At 68.6% G+C, this 19,958-nt stretch carries 17 protein-coding genes; 8 read left to right on the forward strand and 9 right to left on the reverse strand.

From position 1 onward, the window contains the following. Nucleotides 1–54 precede the first annotated feature (54 nt). Nucleotides 55–1,911 carry a phosphoenolpyruvate carboxykinase (GTP) gene (locus tag FOC84_RS00845; RefSeq protein WP_173142758.1) on the reverse strand — a complete coding sequence of 619 codons (1,857 nt, stop codon included), beginning with the start codon at nucleotides 1,909–1,911 and terminating at the stop codon, nucleotides 55–57. A gap of 145 nt (nucleotides 1,912–2,056) precedes the next feature. Beyond that, entirely contained in the window at nucleotides 2,057–3,679 is a 1,623-nt protein-coding gene (locus FOC84_RS00850; protein WP_173142759.1) for an acyl-CoA synthetase, read from the reverse strand. A gap of 123 nt (nucleotides 3,680–3,802) precedes the next feature. Between FOC84_RS00850 and FOC84_RS00855 the strand changes: the two genes are divergently transcribed. Continuing rightward, nucleotides 3,803–4,528, forward strand: coding sequence for a TetR/AcrR family transcriptional regulator (locus FOC84_RS00855; protein ID WP_173142760.1), 726 nt, complete (start codon nucleotides 3,803–3,805; stop codon nucleotides 4,526–4,528). Here the strand turns inward: FOC84_RS00855 and FOC84_RS00860 are convergent. Further along, complete coding sequence (locus tag FOC84_RS00860) at nucleotides 4,492–5,403, reverse strand: SDR family oxidoreductase (RefSeq protein WP_173142761.1); 912 nt, start codon at nucleotides 5,401–5,403, stop codon at nucleotides 4,492–4,494. The two genes, FOC84_RS00855 and FOC84_RS00860, sit on opposite strands and share 37 nt — an antisense overlap. Nucleotides 5,404–5,541: 138 nt before the next feature. Between FOC84_RS00860 and FOC84_RS00865 the strand changes: the two genes are divergently transcribed. The 4 genes from FOC84_RS00865 (at nucleotide 5,542) to FOC84_RS00880 (ending at nucleotide 9,097) form a co-directional block, all read left to right on the forward strand. Beyond that, a complete protein-coding gene (locus tag FOC84_RS00865; protein WP_173142762.1) occupies nucleotides 5,542–6,336 on the forward strand; it encodes an enoyl-CoA hydratase/isomerase family protein in 795 nt (264 codons plus the stop codon). Between the two features lie 102 nt (nucleotides 6,337–6,438). Beyond that, nucleotides 6,439–7,716, forward strand: coding sequence for a Zn-dependent hydrolase (locus FOC84_RS00870; RefSeq protein WP_173142763.1), 1,278 nt, complete (start codon nucleotides 6,439–6,441; stop codon nucleotides 7,714–7,716). Between the two features lie 110 nt (nucleotides 7,717–7,826). Further along, nucleotides 7,827–8,162 (forward strand): thioredoxin family protein, encoded by a 336-nt coding sequence (locus FOC84_RS00875; protein WP_173142764.1) that lies wholly within the window; start codon nucleotides 7,827–7,829, stop codon nucleotides 8,160–8,162. Next, nucleotides 8,159–9,097 carry a DMT family transporter gene (locus tag FOC84_RS00880; protein WP_173142765.1) on the forward strand — a complete coding sequence of 313 codons (939 nt, stop codon included), beginning with the start codon at nucleotides 8,159–8,161 and terminating at the stop codon, nucleotides 9,095–9,097. The genes FOC84_RS00875 and FOC84_RS00880 overlap by 4 nt, the downstream gene beginning before the upstream one ends. 11 nt (nucleotides 9,098–9,108) lie before the next feature. Here the strand turns inward: FOC84_RS00880 and FOC84_RS00885 are convergent, their stop codons facing one another. Together FOC84_RS00885 and FOC84_RS00890 are read right to left on the reverse strand one after the other, a co-directional pair. Continuing rightward, nucleotides 9,109–10,008 carry a DMT family transporter gene (locus tag FOC84_RS00885; protein ID WP_173142766.1) on the reverse strand — a complete coding sequence of 300 codons (900 nt, stop codon included), beginning with the start codon at nucleotides 10,006–10,008 and terminating at the stop codon, nucleotides 9,109–9,111. Continuing rightward, entirely contained in the window at nucleotides 9,999–10,727 is a 729-nt protein-coding gene (locus tag FOC84_RS00890; RefSeq protein ID WP_173142767.1) for a GNAT family N-acetyltransferase, read from the reverse strand. Before FOC84_RS00890 ends, FOC84_RS00885 begins: the two co-directional genes overlap by 10 nt. A 123-nt stretch (nucleotides 10,728–10,850) precedes the next feature. Here FOC84_RS00890 and FOC84_RS00895 point away from each other — a divergent pair, with 123 nt between their 5' ends. Further along, nucleotides 10,851–12,320 carry a PLP-dependent aminotransferase family protein gene (locus FOC84_RS00895; protein ID WP_173142768.1) on the forward strand — a complete coding sequence of 490 codons (1,470 nt, stop codon included), beginning with the start codon at nucleotides 10,851–10,853 and terminating at the stop codon, nucleotides 12,318–12,320. 768 nt (nucleotides 12,321–13,088) lie between these two features. On the opposite strand, the gene FOC84_RS00900 is transcribed toward FOC84_RS00895, so the two are convergent. Together FOC84_RS00900 and FOC84_RS00905 are read right to left on the reverse strand one after the other, a co-directional pair. Then, nucleotides 13,089–13,385, reverse strand: a complete 297-nt coding sequence (locus FOC84_RS00900; protein WP_173142769.1) for a hypothetical protein — start codon at nucleotides 13,383–13,385, stop codon at nucleotides 13,089–13,091. Further along, nucleotides 13,385–14,017, reverse strand: coding sequence for a LysE family translocator (locus FOC84_RS00905; protein WP_173142770.1), 633 nt, complete (start codon nucleotides 14,015–14,017; stop codon nucleotides 13,385–13,387). The genes FOC84_RS00900 and FOC84_RS00905 overlap by 1 nt, the downstream gene beginning before the upstream one ends. Before the next feature lie 151 nt (nucleotides 14,018–14,168). Between FOC84_RS00905 and FOC84_RS00910 the strand changes: the two genes are divergently transcribed. Next, nucleotides 14,169–14,984, forward strand: coding sequence for a DUF72 domain-containing protein (locus tag FOC84_RS00910; RefSeq protein WP_173142771.1), 816 nt, complete (start codon nucleotides 14,169–14,171; stop codon nucleotides 14,982–14,984). A 12-nt stretch (nucleotides 14,985–14,996) separates the two neighbouring features. Here the strand turns inward: FOC84_RS00910 and gorA are convergent, their stop codons facing one another. Then, nucleotides 14,997–16,355, reverse strand: a complete 1,359-nt coding sequence (gene gorA / locus FOC84_RS00915) for a glutathione-disulfide reductase (protein WP_173142772.1) — start codon at nucleotides 16,353–16,355, stop codon at nucleotides 14,997–14,999. Between the two features lie 171 nt (nucleotides 16,356–16,526). Between gorA and FOC84_RS00920 the strand changes: the two genes are divergently transcribed. Continuing rightward, a complete protein-coding gene (locus FOC84_RS00920; protein ID WP_173142773.1) occupies nucleotides 16,527–17,150 on the forward strand; it encodes a LysE family translocator in 624 nt (207 codons plus the stop codon). Nucleotides 17,151–17,157: 7 nt separating this feature from the next. Here FOC84_RS00920 and aceE read toward each other — a convergent pair whose 3' ends face one another. Beyond that, nucleotides 17,158–19,821 carry a pyruvate dehydrogenase (acetyl-transferring), homodimeric type gene (aceE, locus tag FOC84_RS00925; RefSeq protein ID WP_173142774.1) on the reverse strand — a complete coding sequence of 888 codons (2,664 nt, stop codon included), beginning with the start codon at nucleotides 19,819–19,821 and terminating at the stop codon, nucleotides 17,158–17,160. Nucleotides 19,822–19,958 lie beyond the last annotated feature (137 nt).

A 19,958-nucleotide genomic window follows, 5' to 3' on the forward strand; every position in this document is an offset into this window, starting at 1 on the left:
GTCAGGCATCTGGCGTAGGCCAGTGCCAGACACCCTCACGACGCATGGCCGGACTCAGGCCGCCAGCCGCCCTTCGATCTTGGCCTTGGCGGCCGGCAGATCCTCGGGCAGGCCCTGCGCCAACTGAGCGAACAGCTCGTCATGCAGCGCCAGTTCGTCGCGCCAGGCGGCGGCGTCCACCGACATGACCTGCTCGAACTTGTCCGGGCTGAACTCCAGGCCGGTCCAGTCGATGTCCTGGTAGCTCGGCGAAATGCCGAACACCTGGTCCACGCCCTTGGACTGGCCGTCGATGCGGCCCAGCATCCAGCGCAGCACGCGCATGTTGTCGCCGAAGCCGGGCCAGACGAACTTGCCGTCCGGACCCTTGCGGAACCAGTTGACGCAGTAGATACGCGGCAAGGTGGCGCCGGCGGCTTCCAGCTGCTTGCCCAGCTTCAGCCAGTGGCTGAAGTAGTCGCTCATGTTGTAGCCGCAGAACGGCAGCATGGCGAAGGGATCGCGGCGCACCACGCCCTGCTGGCCGGCAGCGGCGGCGGTGGTTTCCGAGCCCATGGTGGCGGCCATGTAGACGCCTTCGACCCAGTTGCGGGCTTCGGTGACCAGCGGCACGGTGGTGGAGCGGCGGCCGCCGAAGATGAAGGCGTCGATGACCACGCCTTCGGGGTTTTCCCATTCGGGGTCGATGGACGGGCATTGCGCGGCCGGCGCGGTGAAGCGTGCGTTCGGGTGCGCGGCCTTGCGGCCGGTTTCGCGCGCGATGGCGGGCGTCCAGTCCTGGCCCTGCCAGTCGATCAGGTGCGCCGGCGGCGTGTCCGTCATGCCTTCCCACCAGACGTCGCCGTCATCGGTGAGCGCCACGTTGGTGAAGATGACGTTGGCCTTGAGCGTGGCCATGGCGTTGAAATTGGTCTGCTCGCTGGTGCCCGGGGCCACGCCGAAGTAGCCGGCTTCCGGGTTGATGGCGTGCAGGCGGCCGTCCTTGCCCGGCTTGATCCAGGCAATGTCGTCGCCAATGGTGGTGACCTTCCAGCCGTCCATACCTTGCGGCGGGATCAGCATGGCGAAGTTGGTCTTGCCGCAGGCCGAGGGGAACGCCGCGGCCACGTGGTACTTGCGGCCCTTGGGCGAGGTCACGCCCAGGATCAGCATGTGCTCGGCCAGCCAGCCCTGATCGCGGCCCATGGTGGACGCGATGCGCAGCGCGAAGCACTTCTTGCCCAGCAGCGCGTTGCCGCCGTAGCCCGAGCCGAAGCTCCAGATTTCGCGGGTCTTGGGGAAATGGACGATGTACTTGGTCGGGTTGCACGGCCAGGCCACGTCGGCCTCGCCCTCGGCCAGCGGCTTGCCCACCGAATGCACACAGGGGACGAAGTCGCCGTCGGCGCCCAGCACGTCATAGACCTGCTTGCCCATGCGCGTCATGATGCGCATGTTCACGGCCACGTAGGGGCTGTCGGACAGCTCCACGCCGATGTGGGCGATGTCCGAACCCAGCGGGCCCATCGAGAACGGCACCACATACAGCGTGCGGCCACGCATGGCGCCATCGAACAGGCCGTTGAGCGTCTCGCGCATGGCGGCGGGCTCGGCCCAGTTGTTGGTCGGGCCGGCGTCCTCGGCGCGGTCGGAACAAATGAAGGTGCGGTCTTCCACGCGGGCGACGTCGGAAGGATCCGAGCACGCCAGGAAGGAATTAGGCCGCTTGGCGGGGTTCAGCCTGCGCATGGTGCCCGCTTGGACCATTTGTTCGCACAGGCGGTCATATTCTTCCTGGGAACCGTCGCACCACACGATCTGGTCGGGCTTGGCCAGCGCGGCGAAGCTGGCGACCCAGTCGATCAGTCCGCGGTGCTTCACGTAGGCAGGCACATTCAAGGCTGCCAATCCCCCATCCAAAGGCTTATTCATCGGGGTTCATCTCCATACTAGTAAGGCTAATGGTGATACGGCCCCAATTAGCATGGGGCCGTAGCAATTTGCGCCATCATACTTGCAGCGGCGGGTTGGCCGTCAACCCATCCTCTTGGACGACATTGTCACCGGTTGAGACGGGTCAAGCGTAGCGGCCGTCGCGCAGCTCACGCCGGATGATCTTGCCGGTGGCGGTGGTCGGCAAACTGGTTACAAAGCGGATCGCGCGCGGATATTCGTGCGCCGCCAGGCGCTTGCGCACGTGGGCCTGCAGCTCCTTCACCAACGCGTCGCTACCCTCGAAGCCTTCATTCAGCACCACATAGGCCATCACGATCTCGGTGCGCTGGGCGTCGGGCACGCCCACCACCGCCGCCATGCGCACGGCGGGATGGCCGATCAGGCAATCCTCGATGGGTCCGGGGCCAATGCGGTAGCCGGCGCTGGTGATGACGTCGTCGTTGCGGCCGACGAAGCGGATGAAACCCTGGGCGTCGCGCACGCCCTGGTCGCCGGTCAGCAGATAGTCGCCCGCGAACTTTTCGGCGGTGGCCTCGGGGTTGTTCCAGTAGCCCAGGAACATGACGGGGTCCGGGCGCAGTACGCCGATATTGCCCTCCTGTCCATCCGCCACTTCGACGCCACTGTCATCCACAATAGCAACGCGGTGGCCAGGCGCCGCGCGGCCGATGGCGCCGACGCAGGGGTCGAACAGGGACGAGCAGGACGACACCAGCATGTTGCATTCGGTCTGGCCGTAGAACTCGTTGATGGTCACGCCCAGCACGCGCCGGCCCCAGTCTATGAGTTCCGCCCCCAGCGACTCGCCGCCGCTGGCGACCGAGCGCAGCGCCAGCGCGCCGGCCCCGGCCGGCAGCTCGGTGCCGCGCATCATCTTCAGCGCGGTGGGCGGCAGGAAGGTGTGCGTCACGCCGTGGCGCGCCATCAGTTCGAAGGCGCTGGCGCCGTCGAATTTCTCGAAGCGGCGCGCCAGCACCGGCACGCCGTGGTGCCAGGACGGCAGCAGCACGTCCAGCAGGCCGCCGATCCAGGCCCAATCGGCCGGCGTCCACATCAGCGCGGCGTTTTCCGGGAAGAACTCGTGCGACATCTCCACGCCCGGCAGGTGGCCCAGCAGCACCCGGTGCGCATGCAGCGCACCCTTGGGCTTGCCGGTGGTGCCCGAGGTGTAGATGATGACGGCCGGGTCATCGGCCGCCGTCGCCACCGGCGTGTAGTCCTCGGATTCCGCCGCCAGCGCGGCATGGAACGGCACGGCATCGTCCGGGCAGTCCGGGTCGATGCAATAGACCACCTTCAGGTCCGGCAGGCTGGCGCGGATCTCGCGCAGCTTGCGGCAGCCTTCGGCGTCGGTCACCAGCGCGGCCGCGCCGCTGTTGGCCAGGCGGTACTGGATCGCGTCGACGCCGAACAGCGTGAACAGCGGCACCGCCACCGCGCCCATCTTGTAGACCGCGATATGAGTCACCGCCGTCTCGGGTGCCTGCGGCAGGTAGACGGCGACGCGGTCGCCGCGCTTGACGCCGTGGCGCTCCAGGCTGTGCGCCAGGCGGTTGGACAGCGCCTTGATCTGATCGAAGGTGTAACGCGACTGCGCACCGTCGCTCTTCTCGTAGATCAGCGCCAGCCGGCCGCTGCCGTCGGCCCACTTGTCGCAGGCGTCGACGCCGATGTTGTAGGCCGCCGGCACCTGCCATTGGAACTGGGACGCAAGCTGCGTATAGGAATCGGCTCTGGACAGCATGGTTTGTCTCTGATGTTGTTGTCGAACGCGCCGGCGCCAGGCGCCGGCGATGTAACGTCTTGCCTCAAACTTGACCCTGGCTCAATAATAAGCCCCGCCCACCCGCAGCTCACAGCCCGCCGCATGGAAAAAGCCGCCACCGTCCCAATGCGCCGACCGCCGGCCAGCGCCAAATCCGAACAGCGTATCCGCGACATCCTGCGCGTCGCCCGCCAGGTCTTTTCCGAAGCCGGCTTCCAGGCCGCCACCACCACCGAGATCGCGCAGCGCCTGGGCGTGTCCGAAGCCACGGTGTTCACCTATTTCGGCGGCAAGCGCGAACTGTGCGTGCGGGTGATCAGCGACTGGTACGACGAGATCATCGCCAAGGTCGAGGACAGCCTGCCCCACGTGCATGGCGCGCGGGCCCGGCTGCATTACCTGGTGCATGCGCACCTGCGCCACCTGCTGGCCGAAGGCACCGGGCTGTGCGCCTTCATCCTGTCCGAAGGGCGCGCGCGCAACGATGATTTCGGCGAGGTCTACGCGGAACTGCAACGCCGCTACACCGCGCCGCTGATGGGCATCCTGGCCCAGGGCCAGGCCGACGGCGACATCCGCCGCGACATGCCGCTGCGCCTCTTGCGCTCGGCGGTCTACGGGCCGATGGAGCACGTGCTGTGGGACGCCATCCTGCGCGGCGCGCGCGTGAACGTGGCCGCCACCGCCGACCAGCTGGTCGGATTTCTGTGGCAGGCGCTGCAGCCGCCCGGGCAGGACGCCCTGGCGCTGGCGCAGTTCCTCGGCGAAGTGCGGGATGCCCTGCATCGGCTTCAATCGTCGGAAAACAAGGACGGCGGCTCGTACTGAGGAAAGCCGTTGTAGGCCTCGCCCCGCTCGGCGGGCGCCAGGCTCCAGGAATGGCGGGCGTTGGGCACGCCGCCATCCACCCGGATGACGCTGCCGTTGATGAAGGCCGCCGCCGGCGACAGCAGGAACACCACCGCCGCCGCCAGCTCGGCCTCGGTGCCGAAGCGCTGCAGCGGCACCTTGGTGCGCAGTTCGCGCAACACGGCGCGGTAGGCCTCGTCGTAGCTGTCCATGCCGCTGGAAGCGATCCAGCCCGGCGCCACCGCATTGACTCGCACGCCGGCGTGGGCCCATTCGCAGGCCGCCGTTTCGGTCAGGTTCCAAACGCCGGCGCGGGCCGCGCCCGAGTGTCCCATGCCCGGCATGCCGCCCCAGATGTCGGCCAGCATGTTGACGATGGCCCCGCCGTGCTGGCGCATGTGCTGGGTATAGACCTCGCGCGACATCAGGAAGGTGCCGTGCAGGTTGTTCTGCACCACCGCGTTCCAGCCGTTGTAGCTGATGCGGTCCAGCGGCGCCGGGAATTGCCCGCCCGCGCAATTGAACAGGCCGTCGATGGCGCCGTGCCGCGCCAGCGCGTCGGCCACCGCGCCGCGCACGCCGGCCTCGTCGCGGATATCGCAGGCGTGCACGCTGATGCGGCCGGCGGCCTCCGGATAGATCCGGGAGATTTCGTCCTGCGCCGCCTGCAGCTTGTCCGGCTTGCGTCCCACCAGCGCCAGGCCCGCGCCCAGCGACGCCAGCTCGTGCGCGGTGCAGCGGCCCAGGCCGCTGCCGCCGCCCGTCACGACGATGGTCTTGCCTTGGTAGAGGCCGGGCCGGAAAACCGACGCGTAGCGTTGGCCGGCAGCCGTGCCGCCCGCGGGTAGGTTCATGTCTCGCTCCTTTTCTTTTTTTGAGGATAACTCAATATTTATGAAGTTTGGATCGCATGACCGGAGATTTCAACCTAGAATCTTCAGACAGTCCCGTTGCATTTATTGAGCCCGAATCAAGAAAACTGGAGACCTGCAATGACCACGCCCGCCCCGCTGGACGTCGCCCACGACGGCCCGATCGCCCGCCTGACGCTGAACCGCCCCGAGATGCGCAACGCGTTCGACGACACGCTGATCGCCGCCTTGACCAGCGCCGTGCAGGCGGCGGTGGACGATCCCGCCGTGCGCGTGCTGCTGCTGACCGGCGCGGGCAAGGCCTTCTGCGCGGGCGGCGACCTGAACTGGATGCGCAAGATGGCCACGCTGACCGACGCCGAAAACCGCGCCGACGCGGCCAAGCTGGCCCGCATGCTGCATGCGGTCTGGTCCTGCCCCAAGCCTGTGGTGGCCTGCGTCAACGGCGACGCCTATGCCGGCGGCATGGGCCTGATGTCGGCCTGCGACATCGCCATCGCCGCGGACAGCGCCCACTTCTGCCTGTCGGAGACGCGGCTGGGGCTACTACCCGCCACCATCAGCCCCTATGTGATCCGCGCCATGGGCGAACGCGCGGCCAACCGGTACTTCCTGACCGCCGAACGCTTCGATGCCGCGGCCGCATTCCGCATGGGCCTGGTACACGAAGTTGTGCCGCTGGACCGCTTGCGCGCGGCAGCCGAAGCCATCTGCCACGCGCTGGCCGACAACGGCCCCGCAGCGGTGCAGGCCAGCAAGCGGCTGGTGCGCGACTTCGCCGGCCAGGAGATCGACGCCGCGCTCATCGCCGACACGGTGGAACGCATCGCGGCCGTGCGCAGCACGGAGGAAGCCCGCGAAGGCGTCAGCGCTTTCCTGGAAAAGCGCGAACCTGCGTGGCGACAGGCCTCGTAGCTGCGGCTCGGACTGCGGCCTGCGACTGCGGACGGGCGGCGCCGCGCCGCAGCACCTGCAATACAGCGTGCCATAATCGCTGGCGGATCTCCAGGAAGCACCATGCCGCAAGCCACGCCCCCCATATTTCCTCCCCTGAACGCCGAGCGCCTCTGGGCCCGCGTCGAAACCCTTTCCCGATACACCCTGCCCGACGTCCCCTGGACCCGCCGCGCATTCTCGCCGCTATTCGATGAGGCCCGCGCCTGGCTGCGCGGCGAATTCGAGGCCGCGGGCCTGACGACCCGCCTGGATGCCGGCGGCAACCTGATAGGCACGCTGGCCGGGCGCGATCCCGCGCGCAAGCCCATCGCCATCGGCTCGCACTGCGACACCGTCATGGCCGGGGGCCGCTTCGACGGCATCATCGGCGTGCTGGCCGGCATCGAAGTCGCCCACACCCTGCGCGAGCACGGCGTGCAACTGGACCACCCCTTCGAGGTCATCGACTTCCTGTCCGAGGAACCCAGCGACTACGGCATTTCCTGCGTCGGCAGCCGCGCCCTCTGCGGCCAACTGACGCCCGACATGCTGCAGGCCCGCAACGCTGACGGCGAGACCTTGGCGGCCGGCATCGCCCGCATCGGCGGCGACCCGTCGGCGCTGGGCGCGCCGCTGCGCGGCCCCGGCGGCACCGCGGCGTTCGTCGAGCTGCATATCGAACAGGGCCCGGTGCTGGAAAGCCGCGGCCTGCCCATCGGCGTGGTCACCAACATCGTTGGCATCCGCCGCGTGCTGATCACGGTGCAAGGCCAGCCCGACCATGCCGGCACCACGCCCATGGACATCCGCCGCGACGCCCTGGTGGGCGCGGCCCGCATCATCGACGCGGCCAACCGCCAGGCCAGCGCGGCCAGCGGCAATCCGCATTACGTGGTCGCCACCGTGGGCCGCCTGTCCATGACGCCGAACGCCGCCAACGCGGTGCCCGGCCGCGTCGAACTGACGCTGGAAATGCGCAGCGACAGCGACGCCGTGCTGGACGCCTTCCCCGAGACCCTGATGGCTGGCGTGGCAGCGGACCTGACGGCGCTGCGCCTCTCGGCAAGCTTCACGCAGCTGAGCCGCGCCCGGCCCACCGACTGCACGCCGCTGGTGATGGACGCGGTGCAGGCCGCCGCCGATCAGCTGGGCTACGCCTCCATGCGCCTGCCCAGCGGCGCGGGCCACGACGCGGTCTACATGGCGCCCACCGGCCCCATCGGCATGATCTTCATCCCCTGCCTGAACGGCCGCAGCCACTGTCCGGAAGAATGGATCGAGCCCGCGCAGCTGCTCGACGGCACCCGCGTGCTTTACCAATCCGTGCTGGAACTGGACCGCAAGCTGCGCGCCGCCTGAGGCCGGGGCATCCCTGCCGGGCCCGCGGGTATCTCCCGCCCGCGGGCGCCGCGCTGCCATAATGGGCGCCTCGCGCCGCGACCGGCGCCCCTGCGCAGCCTGCCCCCTCCATGGAACAGATAGAACTCAACGACAGCACCGCCGACCGCTACCTGCTGGATGCGTCCGGCCTATCGCTGCTGGTCTTCCACAGCCGCACCTGCGGCACCTGCCGCATCGCGCGCGAACAGCTGCCGCAGCTGGAACTGCCGGTGGAACGCGTGTGCTGGGTCGATGCCGGCGACAACCGCGGCCTGGTCGAACGCTATGAGGTCTTCCACCTGCCCGCCATGTTCGTGACCCGCGACGGCGCTTTCTTCGGCCCGGTCCAGTCGACCCTGGCGGAATGGGATCTGCGCCAGCAGATCGGCCTGGCCCTGGACAGCTACCCCGCCGAACTGCCGTGAGCGCCGTCCAGCCCTTGCGCCGGCCGCTGGACGGGCTGGCGACCGGCGCCATGCTGCTGTTGTGCGTCTGCTGGGGCTTCCAGCAGATCGCCATCAAACTGGTGGCCGCGGACGTGTCGCCCATCATGCAGATCGGGCTGCGCTCGGCGTTCGCGGCGCTGGTGCTGGCCGTGGCCGTGTGGCGGCGCGAAGGCCTGCGCGCCCTCACTGACGGCACGGCGCTGCCTGGCCTGATCGTGGGCCTGCTGTTCGCCGGGGAGTTCCTGTTCGTCGCACAAGGCCTGGTCTACACCACGGCCTCGCACATGTCGGTGTTCCTCTACACCGCGCCCATCTTCGCCGCGCTGGGGCTGCACTGGCTGCTGCCCGAGGAACGCCTGAAACCCTTGCAGTGGCTGGGCGTGGCCATCGCCTTCTGCGGCATCGCCGTGGCCTTCCTGGGCAAGGGCCAAGCCGAAGGTTCCGCCGCCGCCCCGAACATGCTGCTGGGCGACGCGATGGGGCTGCTGGCCGGCCTGTTCTGGGGCGCCACCACCGTGGCGATCCGCAAGACCTCGCTGTCGGAAGCCGCGCCTGCCAAGACGCTGCTCTACCAGATGGCGGTCGCCGCCATCACCCTGCTGGCATACGCTGCGGCCACCGGCAACGCGGGCTTTCGCTACACGCCATCGGCGGTGCTCAGCGTCGCCTTCCAATCCGTGGTCGTCGCCCTGTCCAGCTACCTGGCATGGTTCTGGCTGCTGCGCCGCTACCTGGCGTCGCGCCTGTCCATCCTGTCGTTCATGACGCCGCTGTTCGGCGTGAGCTTCGGCGTGCTCATCCTGGATGAACCGCTGGATGGCGGCTTCGTGCTGGGCGCCCTGCTGGTGCTGGCCGGCATCTCCCTGGTGAGCGGCGCCGAACTGCTGCGTGAGAAGCTGCGGCACGCCCGCTGAGCCGCCCGCCCTTATGGCCTGGGTCGCGGCACGGGCGCCGCGCCCAGGTTCAGCACGATCAGCGCGGCGCCGCCCAACACCAGGGCGAATCCCCACCAGTCCATGGCGGCGGGCCGGTCGCCCACCAGCGCCATCGCGCCCAGCACTCCCACCACCGGCACCATCAACGTGGTCAGCGCGGCCACCGTGGCGCTGACGCGCTCGCTCAGCACGAACCAGAGCCAGTAAGCGACGGCGGTGCCCAGGATGATGTGGAACGATAGCGCCGCCACCACGCGGCCGTTCCAGCCCTGCGTGGGGAATGATTCGCCCGCGATCAGCATGCCGACCAGGGCGCAGGCCGCGCCCACCGCCAACTGCCAGGCCGTGACGACGATGCGGTCGCCGGCCACCGGCCAGCCCTTCAGGTAGACCGTGCCGGCGGCCCAGCCGAAAGCCGCGACCAGTGGAAAGATCAGGCCCTTGGCCGCGGCCGCGTCGTGTTCGCCGAAGACCGCGCGCAGCACCGGCCAGGCCAGGATGGCAACCCCGGCCGCGCCCAGCAGCAGCGCCAGCGCCCGGCGCCGGTCCAGGCGTTCGCCCAGCACCGCCCAGGCCAGCAAGGCCGACATCATGGGCATGGTGAAGGTCAGCACCGCCGCGCGCGAGGTGCTGGTGCTGAGCTGCGCCCAGGCCACCAACAGGTTGAAGGCCGCGACGGCGAGCAGGCCGCCCACGATGATGCCGCGCCACGACTCGCGCGGCGGCAGCAAGGCCACCCGCTTGGCGCGCGCCAGCAGCAATAGCAGCAGCGCGCCGCTGCCCAGACCGAGCAGGCGCAGCGTGAACGGCGGGAAGATCGACAGGATGATCTTCACCGCCGGCCAGTTCAGGCCCCAGAACAAGGCCAGCGCAACCGGAATCAGGCGCACGCGGCGCGCGCCTCTGCCGTCAGTTCGGACAGGCCCTGCCGCTGCCGGCCCTGCGCGTCGAAGTTGTCCGGGCTCAGCCAGCGTTCATAGGCGGCGCGCAGCGCCGGCCAGTCGCCGTCGACCATGGCGAACCAGGCCGTGTCGCGGCTGCGGCCCTTGTACACCGTGGCCTGGCGGAAGATGCCTTCGAACTCGAAGCCCAGGCGGGCGGCGGCCGCGCGCGACGGCGCGTTCAGGCTGTCGCACTTCCATTCGTAGCGGCGGTAGCCCAATTCGTCGAAGGCGCGGCGCATCAGCAGAAACTGGGCCTCGGTGGCGATGCGGGTGCGCTTGAGCTGGCGCGAGAACGACACGAAGCCGACCTCGATCGCGCCGTTGGCCGGGTCGATGCGCATCAGCGCCAGCGTGCCGATGGCGCGGCCCGTTTCCAGGTCGATGATGGCGTGGTGCAAGGGGTCGTCGCCGGCCTGCGCCTTTTCCGCGAACGCGCGATAGGCCGCCAGGTCCGCGAAAGGCCCCACCGACATATAGGTCCAATCGCTGTCGTCCGGCGCCTGGCTGAACGCGTGGTACAGATCCTCGGCGTGGCGCTCGGCCGACAGCGGCTCCAGCCGGCAATAGCGGCCGACGATGGGCGTCAGGGGCGGACGCGGACGCGCGGTCCAGCCCGTCATGTCCGGGCCGATGGGTTGCTGGTAAGCGTTGACGCGGGGTTGCATGCTACGGGACCTCTTCAGGTTGGCGCGCCGCCCGAAGGGACGGACGCAGTACGCATGCCCTCACGATATCGGAATCGTGGCATCATAAAAAGCACCACGATCCAGAATTTTAATAGGGCCAAGATGAACACCACCGCCCTGCTGTCCAGCCCGCTCACGCGCGGCCCCGGCGCGCTGCCGCGCCAGCGCCAACTGATCCAGCGCCTCAAGCAGGCCATCCTGGCCGGCCAACTGCCCGCGGGCGGCAAGCTGCCCTCGTCGCGCGTCTTGTCCGAGGAACTGGCCATCTCGCGCAACACGGTGCTGATCGCCTACGAGCAGCTCACGGCCGAGGGCTACGTGATCGCCGACCGCCAGGGCACACGGGTGGCGCCGCTGTCGGCCGCCGCCGCCATCGCCGCCAAGCGCGCGACCCCGCCCGCGGACCAGCCGTCCCTCACGGCCAAGCGGCTGACGCGCATCGTGTCCACGCGCTACGCCCACGACGGCTCGCTGCCCATGACGCCCGGCACCCCGGCGCTGACGCAGTTTCCCATCAACGCCTGGCGCCGCGCGCAGGACCGCGCGCTGCAAGCCGCCCCGGCCACCGCCCTGGGCTACGGCCATCCCGTGGGCGAGCCCGCCCTGCGCGAAGCCATCGCCCAATACCTGCGCGTGTCGCGCGGCGTGCGTTGCGACGCTTCGCGCATCGTCATCACCGAGGGCGCCCAGGGCGCGCTGGCGCTCTGCGTGCAGCTCCTGACCAACCCGGGCGACACCGCCTGGCTGGAAGACCCCGGCTACCGCGGCGCCAAGTCCGCCTTCCACGGCGGCGACCTGGACGTGGTGGCCATGCGCGTGGACGCGGACGGCATCGTGATCCCCGAAGGCGCCTGGCAGGAACGCCCGCCCCGCCTGATCCAGACCACGCCGTCGCACCAGTACCCGACCGGCGCGGTGCTGTCCCTGCCGCGCCGCCTGGGCCTGATCGAACGCGCCCGCCAGGCCGGCGCCTGGATCATCGAGGACGACTACGACAGCGAATTCCGCCACCAGGGCGAACCGATAGCGGCGATGCAGGGCTTGGTCGAGGACGCGCCGGTGCTCTACGTGGGCACGTTCAGCAAAACCATGTTCCCCGCGCTGCGCCTGGGTTTCGTGGTGCTGCCCGAAGCCATCGCCGCGCAGGCGATGCCATCCATCATCGAGATGCTGCGCGGCGGCCACCGGCTGGAGCAGCTGACCATGGCCGCCTTCATGGAAAACGGCCAGTTCTCGCGCCACCTGGGCCGCATGCGGCGCCTGTACCGCGAACGCCAGGGAGCATTGCGCGAGGCGCTGGCGGCGCACCTGGGGATCGAACACGAAGTCCTGGGCGGACACTCCGGGCTGCATCTGACGGTGCGGCTGCCTGAGGCGTACCCCGACCGGGAGATCGTGGAGCAGGCGCGCAAGATTGGCATGAATCCAGGCGCGCTGTCGTCGTTCGCGGTGGCGCCGCGGCCGGAAGATAACGGACTGGTAATCGGGTATGGGAATACGGGGGCCGAGCGGTTTCCGGCGTTGGTGCAGAGGTTGAGGAAGGTGGTGTTGGCGGCGCGGCAGGCTTCGTAGGTCGGGCATCGGCACTGGCCGCTACCGCAGCACTTCGTAGGTCGCCCAGCGGCGCGGGCGGCGAGGCGGCTCGCGCCCACGATTGCGGTCCGGAGCCTACGCTCCGGACTGCCCCGTCGTCATCCTCGTTGCCGCCTGCGGCGGCTGCCTTCGGATTCCCTCGGGCGCATCGAGGTTGCGAGCCGCCTCGCCGCCCGCGCCGCTGGGCTGCCGCTGTCTTGGCTTGTTGCGCTGCTGGAGCCGTGGTCAGGGGCGACTCGTGAGCTGCCCGTATTAGTCGGCCGCCCGGGCGGCCGACCAATACATACGCGATTTATAAAATTCCTATAGTGCTCGCTACGCGAATACGGCGAATCGTCTGCCCATGCACCGACTCTTTTAAGGAACCGGTGACAAACAGCGCGCAGCGCCATCACCCCCCGCAAGACACCGCGTAAGCTCCCAGAGGCCGCCCGCGCGGCCGGCCGGGAGCGGGCCCCGCAAGACCTTTCGCCCCACCCCACCGATGGCAAGCACGCCAAGCACACCACCCGCCCCAGCACCCGTGAAGTTTCAACCGCCGGAGCCAGCCGCGCCGTGGGCCTGGGGCGAGCGGGGCGTCGATAAGCCCGAGGGAATCCGAAGGAGTCGCCGAAGGCGAGGATGACGACGGGGAAGCCCGGAGCGAAGGCTCCGGGCCGCAATCGTTGCCCCGCTCGCCCCAGGCCCACGGCGCGGCTGGCGCCTAAAGAAGAAAAACACCCGCAAAACGCGACACAAAAAAAACCATCAATTAATCAACCCACCCAACACCAACACCGCCAAAAACCCCCAAACCAAAACCCCCAACAAACTCCGCCTCAACAACGCCTTGACCGCCGCCCAAAGCAACATCAACCCAATCGCCAACACCACCAGATTGAACACCGTCGGACTCATCCCCATCGCGCCCGACAGCCCCGCATAGAAGTCGCCCAGCGCGCCGCCGATTCCGCCCAGCAGCCACTTCAAGCCGGCAACGACGCCGCGCAACGCCTCGCCCAGCATGCCGCCCAGCGAAGCGAAGAAACCGTCCTCGGCCTGCATCAGCGACGGTTATCCATCAGCATGCGCACCGCCAGCGCGGCCAGCACCGTGCCCATCAGCCAGCGCTGCACCACCATCCACAAGGGACGGCCCGCCAGGAACCCGGCGATGGAGCCGGCCATGATCGCGATCAGCGCGTTGACCGTCAGGCTGATCGCCACCTGCGTCATGCCCAGCGCCAGCGATTGCGTGAACACGCTGCCGCGCTCGGGCTGGATGAATTGCGGCAGCAGCGAGACATACATGATCGCAATCTTGGGATTGAGCAGATTGGTCACCAGCCCCATCGTGAACAGCGTGCGCGGGCTGCTCTTGGGCAGCTCGCGCACCTGGAACGGCGAACGCCCGCCCGGACGCAGCGCCTGCCAGGCCATGTACAACAGATACAGCGCGCCGCCGATGCGCAGCGCGTCATAGGCGTAAGGCACCGCCATCAGCAGCGCCGTGATGCCGAAGGCCGCGCAGAGCACGTAGAAGATGAAGCCGACCGCCACGCCGCCCAGCGAAATCAGGCCCGCCTGCGCGCCTTGGGAGATGGATCGGGAGACCAGGTAGATCATGTTGGGCCCGGGCGTGAGCACCATGCCCAGGGCAACCAGGGCGAACGTCATCAGATGGGTAAGGTCGGGCATGATGGGCCGGCGCGAAGCCGCGCGGAAAGTGGAAACGTGAATCCACACCTTAGCGCAAAACTGTATCGGAACAGCGAACTTCCGGCCGGGGTTTGCGGACCAGTGGCGCCGGCGATACAGTTGTCCGGTTCCCACGCCTGGAGGGCCGGACATGCCGCAAGCGCATCCTCATCCGAAAGACGGCGCCATCCGCATCGGTATCGGCGGCTGGACCTACGCCCCCTGGCGCGGCGCCTTCTATCCCGACAAGCTGCCGCACGCGCGCGAACTGGAATATGCCAGCCGCCAGCTCACCGCCATCGAAATCAACGGCACCTACTACAGCACCCAGAAGCCGGCCACCTTCGCCAAATGGCGCGATGAAACGCCCGAGGGTTTCGTGTTCTCGCTGAAAGCCTCGCGCTACGCGACCAACCGCCGCGAACTGGCGGGCGCCCAGGACTCGATCCACCGCTTCGTGCACAGCGGCATCGCCGAACTGGGTCCGAAGCTGGGGCCCATCGTCTGGCAGTTCGCGCCGACCAAGGTGTTCGACGCGGACGACTTCGGCGCCTTCCTCGCGCTGCTGCCGGACAAGGTGGACGGCTTGCCGCTGCGCCATGTGCTGGACGTGCGCCATGCCAGCTTCGCCTGCGAGGAATACCTGGAACTGGCGCGGCGCCTCGGCGCCGCCACCGTCTATACGGACAGCGAGGACTACCCCTCCATCGCCGACCGCACGGCCGGTTTCGTCTATGCGCGGCTGATGCGCGCCAGCACGGCCTACAAGGCGGGCTACGCGCCCAAGGCGCTGGACGCCTGGGCGGAGCGCCTGCGCGGCTGGGCGGGCGGAACCGGCCCGGCGGACCTGCCGCTGGTCGGCGCCCCCGCCAAAAAGGCGCGGCCGGGGGACGTGTACGCCTTCTTCATCAATGGCGCCAAGGAACGCGCGCCGATGGCGGCGCGCGCCATGATCGAACGGCTGTAGCGCGCCCCGCCCTTACTGCGCGACCGGCGTGCGCAGCGTCACGAACTCTTCGGCGGCCGTGGGATGGATGCCGATGGTTTCGTCGAACACCTGCTTGGTCGCGCCGGCCTTCAGCGCGATGGCGATGCCCTGCACGATCTCGCCCGCGTCCGGGCCGACCATGTGCACGCCCAGCACGCGGTCGGTCTTGGCGTCCACGATCAGCTTCATCAGCGTCTTTTCCTGCGACTCGGTCAGCGTCAGCTTCATGGGCCGGAAGCGGCTTTCGAACAGCTTGACCTCGTGGCCGGCGGCGCGCGCCTCTTCGGTGGTCATGCCGACCGTGCCGATGTTGGGCAGGCTGAACACCGCGGTCGGGATCAGCTGGTAGTCGACCTTGCGGTATTCCTCGGGCCGGAACAGGCGCCGCGCCACCGCCATGCCTTCGGCCAGCGCGACCGGCGTCAGCGGCACCCGGCCGATCACGTCGCCGATGGCCAGAATGGACGGCTCGGCCGTGCGGTACTCGTCGTCCACTTCGATGAAGCCGCCCTTGCCCAGCTTGACCGCCGTATTCTCCAACCCCAGGTTGTCCAGCATGGGCCGACGGCCGGTGGCGTAGAACACGCAGTCGGCCTCGATCACGGAGCCGTCCTTCAGCGTGGCGGCCAGCGTGCCGTCCGCCTGCTTGTCGATCCGGGTCACTTCCGAGTTGAAGCGCAGGTCTATGCCCTTCTTCGTCAGCTCGTCGCGCAGATGCTCGCGCACGCCCTGGTCGAAGCCGCGCAGGAACAGCGGGCCGCGGTAGACCTGCGTGGTCTTGGCGCCCATGCCATTGAAAATGGAGGCGAATTCGACCGCGATGTAGCCGCCGCCCACCACCAGCACGCGGCGCGGCAGTTCCTCGAGGAAAAACGCCTCGTTCGAGGTGGTGGCGTGCTCCTTGCCCGGAATGTCCGGCACCTGGGGCCAGCCGCCGGTCGCCACCAGGATATTGGCGGTGCTATAGGTCTTGCCGTTGATCTCGACCTGGTGGGGATCCACGATGCGGGCGTGGCCTTCCAGCAGGGTCACACCGCTATTGACCAGCAAATTGCGGTAAATGCCGTTAAGGCGCTCGATCTCGCGGTTCTTGTTCGCGATCAGGGTCGGCCAGTCAAACGAGGGCTGCCCGGCGGTCCAGCCGAAACCCTGGGCCTGCTCGAAGTCCTCGCTGTAATGCGCGCCATAGACCAGCAGTTTCTTGGGCACGCAGCCCACGTTGACGCAGGTGCCGCCCAGGTAGCGGCTTTCCGCCACCGCCACGCGCGCGCCGAAGCCCGCCGCGAAACGCGCCGCGCGCACGCCGCCGGAGCCCGCGCCGATCACAAACAGATCAAAATCGAATGCCATGATGTTTCCTTCGCGCGCCCTTGCGGGCCCGCGTTCACTGTCCGGGAAAACCGTATTTAACACCACCCGGCGTCGCCGCCCGGCCGGACGCGGTTTGCAGGCAGCCGCGATTGCTATACAGTTTCCGGCAGGCTGGCCGCCGCGCGCCGCCCTATCCCTGGAGCAGATCCCATGTCGCTTGAAACCTGGCTGGCTTTCCTGGGCGCGTCCGCCCTGCTCGTGATGCTGCCCGGCCCCACGATACTCACGGTCATCAGCTACTCCATCGCGCAAGGCCGGCGCGCCCGCCTGCCGCTGGTGCTGGCGGTGGCGCTGGGCGATTCCACCGCCCTGCTGCTGTCGCTGCTGGGCCTGGGCGCCCTGTTGGCGGCGTCGGCGTTCTGGTTCACGGTGGTCAAGATCGTGGGCGGCCTGTACCTGTTGTACCTGGGTTTCAAGCTGCTGCGCGCCGGCGTCTCGCCCGCGACCCTGCCCACCGCCACCGCCTCGGGTTCGCGCTGGAAGCTGTTCGCCAATACCTATCTGGTGACGGCGCTGAACCCCAAGGGCATCATCTTCTTCGTGGCCTTCCTGCCGCAGTTCATCGATCCGGCCGTCGACGTGACGCGCCAGCTCTGGATCCTGTCGGCGACCTTCGTCGCCTGCGCCGGCATCAACGCCACGGCCTATGCCATTTTCGCCGGGTCCGCCCGCCGCCTGCTGGCTTCGCCCCGCGCCCAGCGCGGCTTCAATCTGGGCGGCGGCGCCCTGCTGTCCGCCGCCGGGATCTGGGCTTTGCTGGCGCGGCGCGTCTAGCCTGCCCCTAGGGCAAGGCTGCGGACACCGCCTGCGGGTCGATGCCGTAGCGGGCGATGGCTTCGGCCGCGCATTCGTGCGGCATCAGCCCGTCGTCCGCCAGCGCCTTCAGGGCCGCCAGCGCGATATGGTGCCGGTCCACCCCGAAGTAGGCCCGCAGCGCCGCCCGCGTATCGGACCGGCCGAAGCCGTCGGTGCCCAGCGTGACATAGCGGCGGTCCTGCATGAACGGACGTATCTGTTCGGCCACCGTCTTCATGTAGTCGGTGGCGGCCACCACCGGCCCCTCGCTGTCCGCCAGGACCGTTTCCGCGTAGCCGCGGCGCCTGTCCTCCAGCGGATGCAGGCGGCTCCAGCGTTCAGCCTCCTGGCCGTCGCGGCCCAGTTCCGAATAGCTGGTCACGCTCCAGACGTCGGCCGCCACGCCGAAGTCCTGCCGCAGCAGCTCGGCCGCCGCCAGCGCTTCGCCCAGGATGGCGCCGCTGCCCAGCAACTGCACCCGCAGCGCGCCGTCGCCGCCGTCGCGCAAGCGGTACATGCCGCGCAGGATGCCCGCTACGGCGCCCGCCGGCATGGGCGGATGCGCGGTCTTCTCGTTGATCAGCGTGAGGTAGTAGAAGACGTCCTCTTCCTCCTGGTACATGCGGCGCATGCCGTCCTGCACGATCACCGCGATTTCGTAGGCGTAGGCCGGGTCGTAGGCCACGCATGAGGGGATGACCGAGGCCAGCACGTGGCTGTGGCCGTCGTCGTGCTGCAGGCCCTCGCCCTCCAGCGTGGTGCGCCCGGAGGTCGCGCCCAGCAGGAAGCCGCGCGCGCGGATGTCGCCGGCCGCCCAGGCCAGGTCGCCCACGCGCTGGAAGCCGAACATGGAATAGAAGATATAGAACGGAATGGTGACCACGCCGTGCGTACTGTGCGCGGTGGCCGCCGCGATCCACGACGCCATCGCGCCCGACTCGTTGATGCCTTCCTGCAGGATCTGGCCGCGGCGGTCTTCACGGTAGACGCTCAACTGATCGGCGTCCTGCGGCGTGTACAGCTGCCCCACGTGCGAATAGATGCCCACCTGCCGGAACATGCCGTCCATGCCGAAGGTGCGCGACTCGTCGGGCACGATGGGCACCACGCGCTGGCCGATGGCCGGGTCCTTCAGCAATTGCGCCAGCACCCGCACGAAGGCCATGGTGGTCGAGAACTCGCGTCCGTCGCTGCCCTTCAGGTGCGCGGCGTAAGCCTCCAGCGGCGGCGTGGCCAGCGGCCCGGGCCCTGCCGGCCGGCGCGGCAGGTGGCCGCCGGCGCGCGCGATGGCGGCGTCGAAATAGGTTTGCTCGGCGCTGCCGGGCGCGGGCTTGATGTAGGGAATCTGTTCAAGCTGATCGTCGGGCACCGGAATGGCGAAGCGGTCGCGGAACGCGCGCACGGCCGGATCCGCCATCTTCTTCTGCTGGTGGTTGGTGTTTGCCGCCTCGCCCGCCGCGCCCATGCCATAGCCCTTGACGGTCTTGGCCAGGATGACAGTGGGCTGGCCGCGATGGGCCAACGCCGTGGCGTAGGCCGTGTAGACCTTGGCCGGATCGTGTCCGCCGCGGTTCAGCGCGCCGATCTCTTCGTCGCTCAGGTGCGCCACGCGCTCCAGCAGTACGGGATCGGCGCCGAAGAAGTGTTCGCGCACATAGGCGCCGCCGCGCGCCTTGAACACCTGGTACTCGCCATCCACGCACTGCATCATGCGCCGGCGCAGTCGGCCGTCATGGTCTTGCGCCAGCAGCGCGTCCCAGCCGGCTCCCCAGATCACTTTGATGACGTTCCAGCCGGCGCCGCGGTACACGCTTTCCAGCTCCTGGATGATTTTGGCGTTGCCCCGCACCGGGCCGTCCAGGCGTTGCAGGTTGCAGTTCACCACGAAGATCAGGTTGTCGAGTTTTTCGCGCCCGGCCATCGCCACCGCCGCCAGCGTCTCGGGCTGGTCCTGTTCGCCGTCGCCCAGGAAACCCCACACCTTGCGGCCCTGCGCGGGGATCAGCTCGCGGTCTTCCAGGTAGCGCATGTAACGCGCCTGATAGGCGGCCATCAGCGGCCCCAGCCCCATCGACACTGTCGGGAACTGCCAGAACCCGGGCATGGTGCGCGGATGCGGATAGGACGCCAGCCCGCCGCCGGCCGTCTCGCGCCGGAAGCGGTCGAGTTCGTCCTCGGAGATGCGGCCTTCCAAGTAGGCGCGCGCGTAGATGCCCGGCGCGGAGTGGCCCTGGATGTACAGCATGTCGCCCAGGAATTGCGGGGAAGCCGCGCGGAAGAAATGGCGGAAGCCTGTTTCGTAGAGCGTCGTGGCCGAGGCGTAGGTCGCGATGTGTCCGCCCACGCCCGAGGTCTTGCCCGCGCGCAGCACCATGGCCATGGCGTTCCAGCGCAGATAGGCGTCCAGCCGCAGCTCGATGCCCATGTCGCCCGGAAACAGCCCCTGCTCCGCCGGCCGGATGGTGTTCACGTAAGGCGTGGCGTTCGGGGCGGCGTAGCCGCCGTGGCCGGCGCGGTCCTGGCCTATCAGTTGGTCCAGCAAGTAGTGCATGCGCGGCCGGCCCTCGTGGGTCAGCACGGCCTGCATGGCCTCCAGCCATTCCTGGGTTTCCTGCGGATCGGCGTCGGTCGGTTCTATCGGGGTATCCATGGCGTCCTCCTGGTGGGCGCGAAGACGGCATCCCGGGGGGACGGCCGCCGTCATTTCGCATCGTGAATTGCAATTGCATCATATGCAATTGCAATCGTATGGAGGAATTTTAATAATTGCAAGTGCAACTATTTTCG

Source organism: Achromobacter pestifer, assembly GCF_013267355.1.
In the GTDB taxonomy this organism is placed as follows: Bacteria; Pseudomonadota; Gammaproteobacteria; order Burkholderiales; family Burkholderiaceae_B; genus Achromobacter; species Achromobacter pestifer_A.

Excerpts from the sequence above, each read along its gene's own strand:
- FOC84_RS00845 (WP_173142758.1), bottom strand. The coding sequence starts at position 1,911 with ATGAATAAGCCTTTGGATGGGGGATTGGCAGCCTTGAATGTGCCTGCC.
- FOC84_RS00850 (WP_173142759.1), bottom strand. The coding sequence starts at position 3,679 with ATGCTGTCCAGAGCCGATTCCTATACGCAGCTTGCGTCCCAGTTCCAA.
- FOC84_RS00855 (WP_173142760.1), top strand. The coding sequence starts at position 3,803 with ATGGAAAAAGCCGCCACCGTCCCAATGCGCCGACCGCCGGCCAGCGCC.
- FOC84_RS00860 (WP_173142761.1), bottom strand. The coding sequence starts at position 5,403 with ATGAACCTACCCGCGGGCGGCACGGCTGCCGGCCAACGCTACGCGTCG.
- FOC84_RS00865 (WP_173142762.1), top strand. The coding sequence starts at position 5,542 with ATGACCACGCCCGCCCCGCTGGACGTCGCCCACGACGGCCCGATCGCC.
- FOC84_RS00870 (WP_173142763.1), top strand. The coding sequence starts at position 6,439 with ATGCCGCAAGCCACGCCCCCCATATTTCCTCCCCTGAACGCCGAGCGC.
- FOC84_RS00875 (WP_173142764.1), top strand. The coding sequence starts at position 7,827 with ATGGAACAGATAGAACTCAACGACAGCACCGCCGACCGCTACCTGCTG.
- FOC84_RS00890 (WP_173142767.1), bottom strand. The coding sequence starts at position 10,727 with ATGCAACCCCGCGTCAACGCTTACCAGCAACCCATCGGCCCGGACATG.
- FOC84_RS00895 (WP_173142768.1), top strand. The coding sequence starts at position 10,851 with ATGAACACCACCGCCCTGCTGTCCAGCCCGCTCACGCGCGGCCCCGGC.
- FOC84_RS00900 (WP_173142769.1), bottom strand. The coding sequence starts at position 13,385 with ATGCAGGCCGAGGACGGTTTCTTCGCTTCGCTGGGCGGCATGCTGGGC.
- FOC84_RS00905 (WP_173142770.1), bottom strand. The coding sequence starts at position 14,017 with ATGCCCGACCTTACCCATCTGATGACGTTCGCCCTGGTTGCCCTGGGC.
- FOC84_RS00910 (WP_173142771.1), top strand. The coding sequence starts at position 14,169 with ATGCCGCAAGCGCATCCTCATCCGAAAGACGGCGCCATCCGCATCGGT.
- gorA (WP_173142772.1), bottom strand. The coding sequence starts at position 16,355 with ATGGCATTCGATTTTGATCTGTTTGTGATCGGCGCGGGCTCCGGCGGC.
- FOC84_RS00920 (WP_173142773.1), top strand. The coding sequence starts at position 16,527 with ATGTCGCTTGAAACCTGGCTGGCTTTCCTGGGCGCGTCCGCCCTGCTC.
- aceE (WP_173142774.1), bottom strand. The coding sequence starts at position 19,821 with ATGGATACCCCGATAGAACCGACCGACGCCGATCCGCAGGAAACCCAG.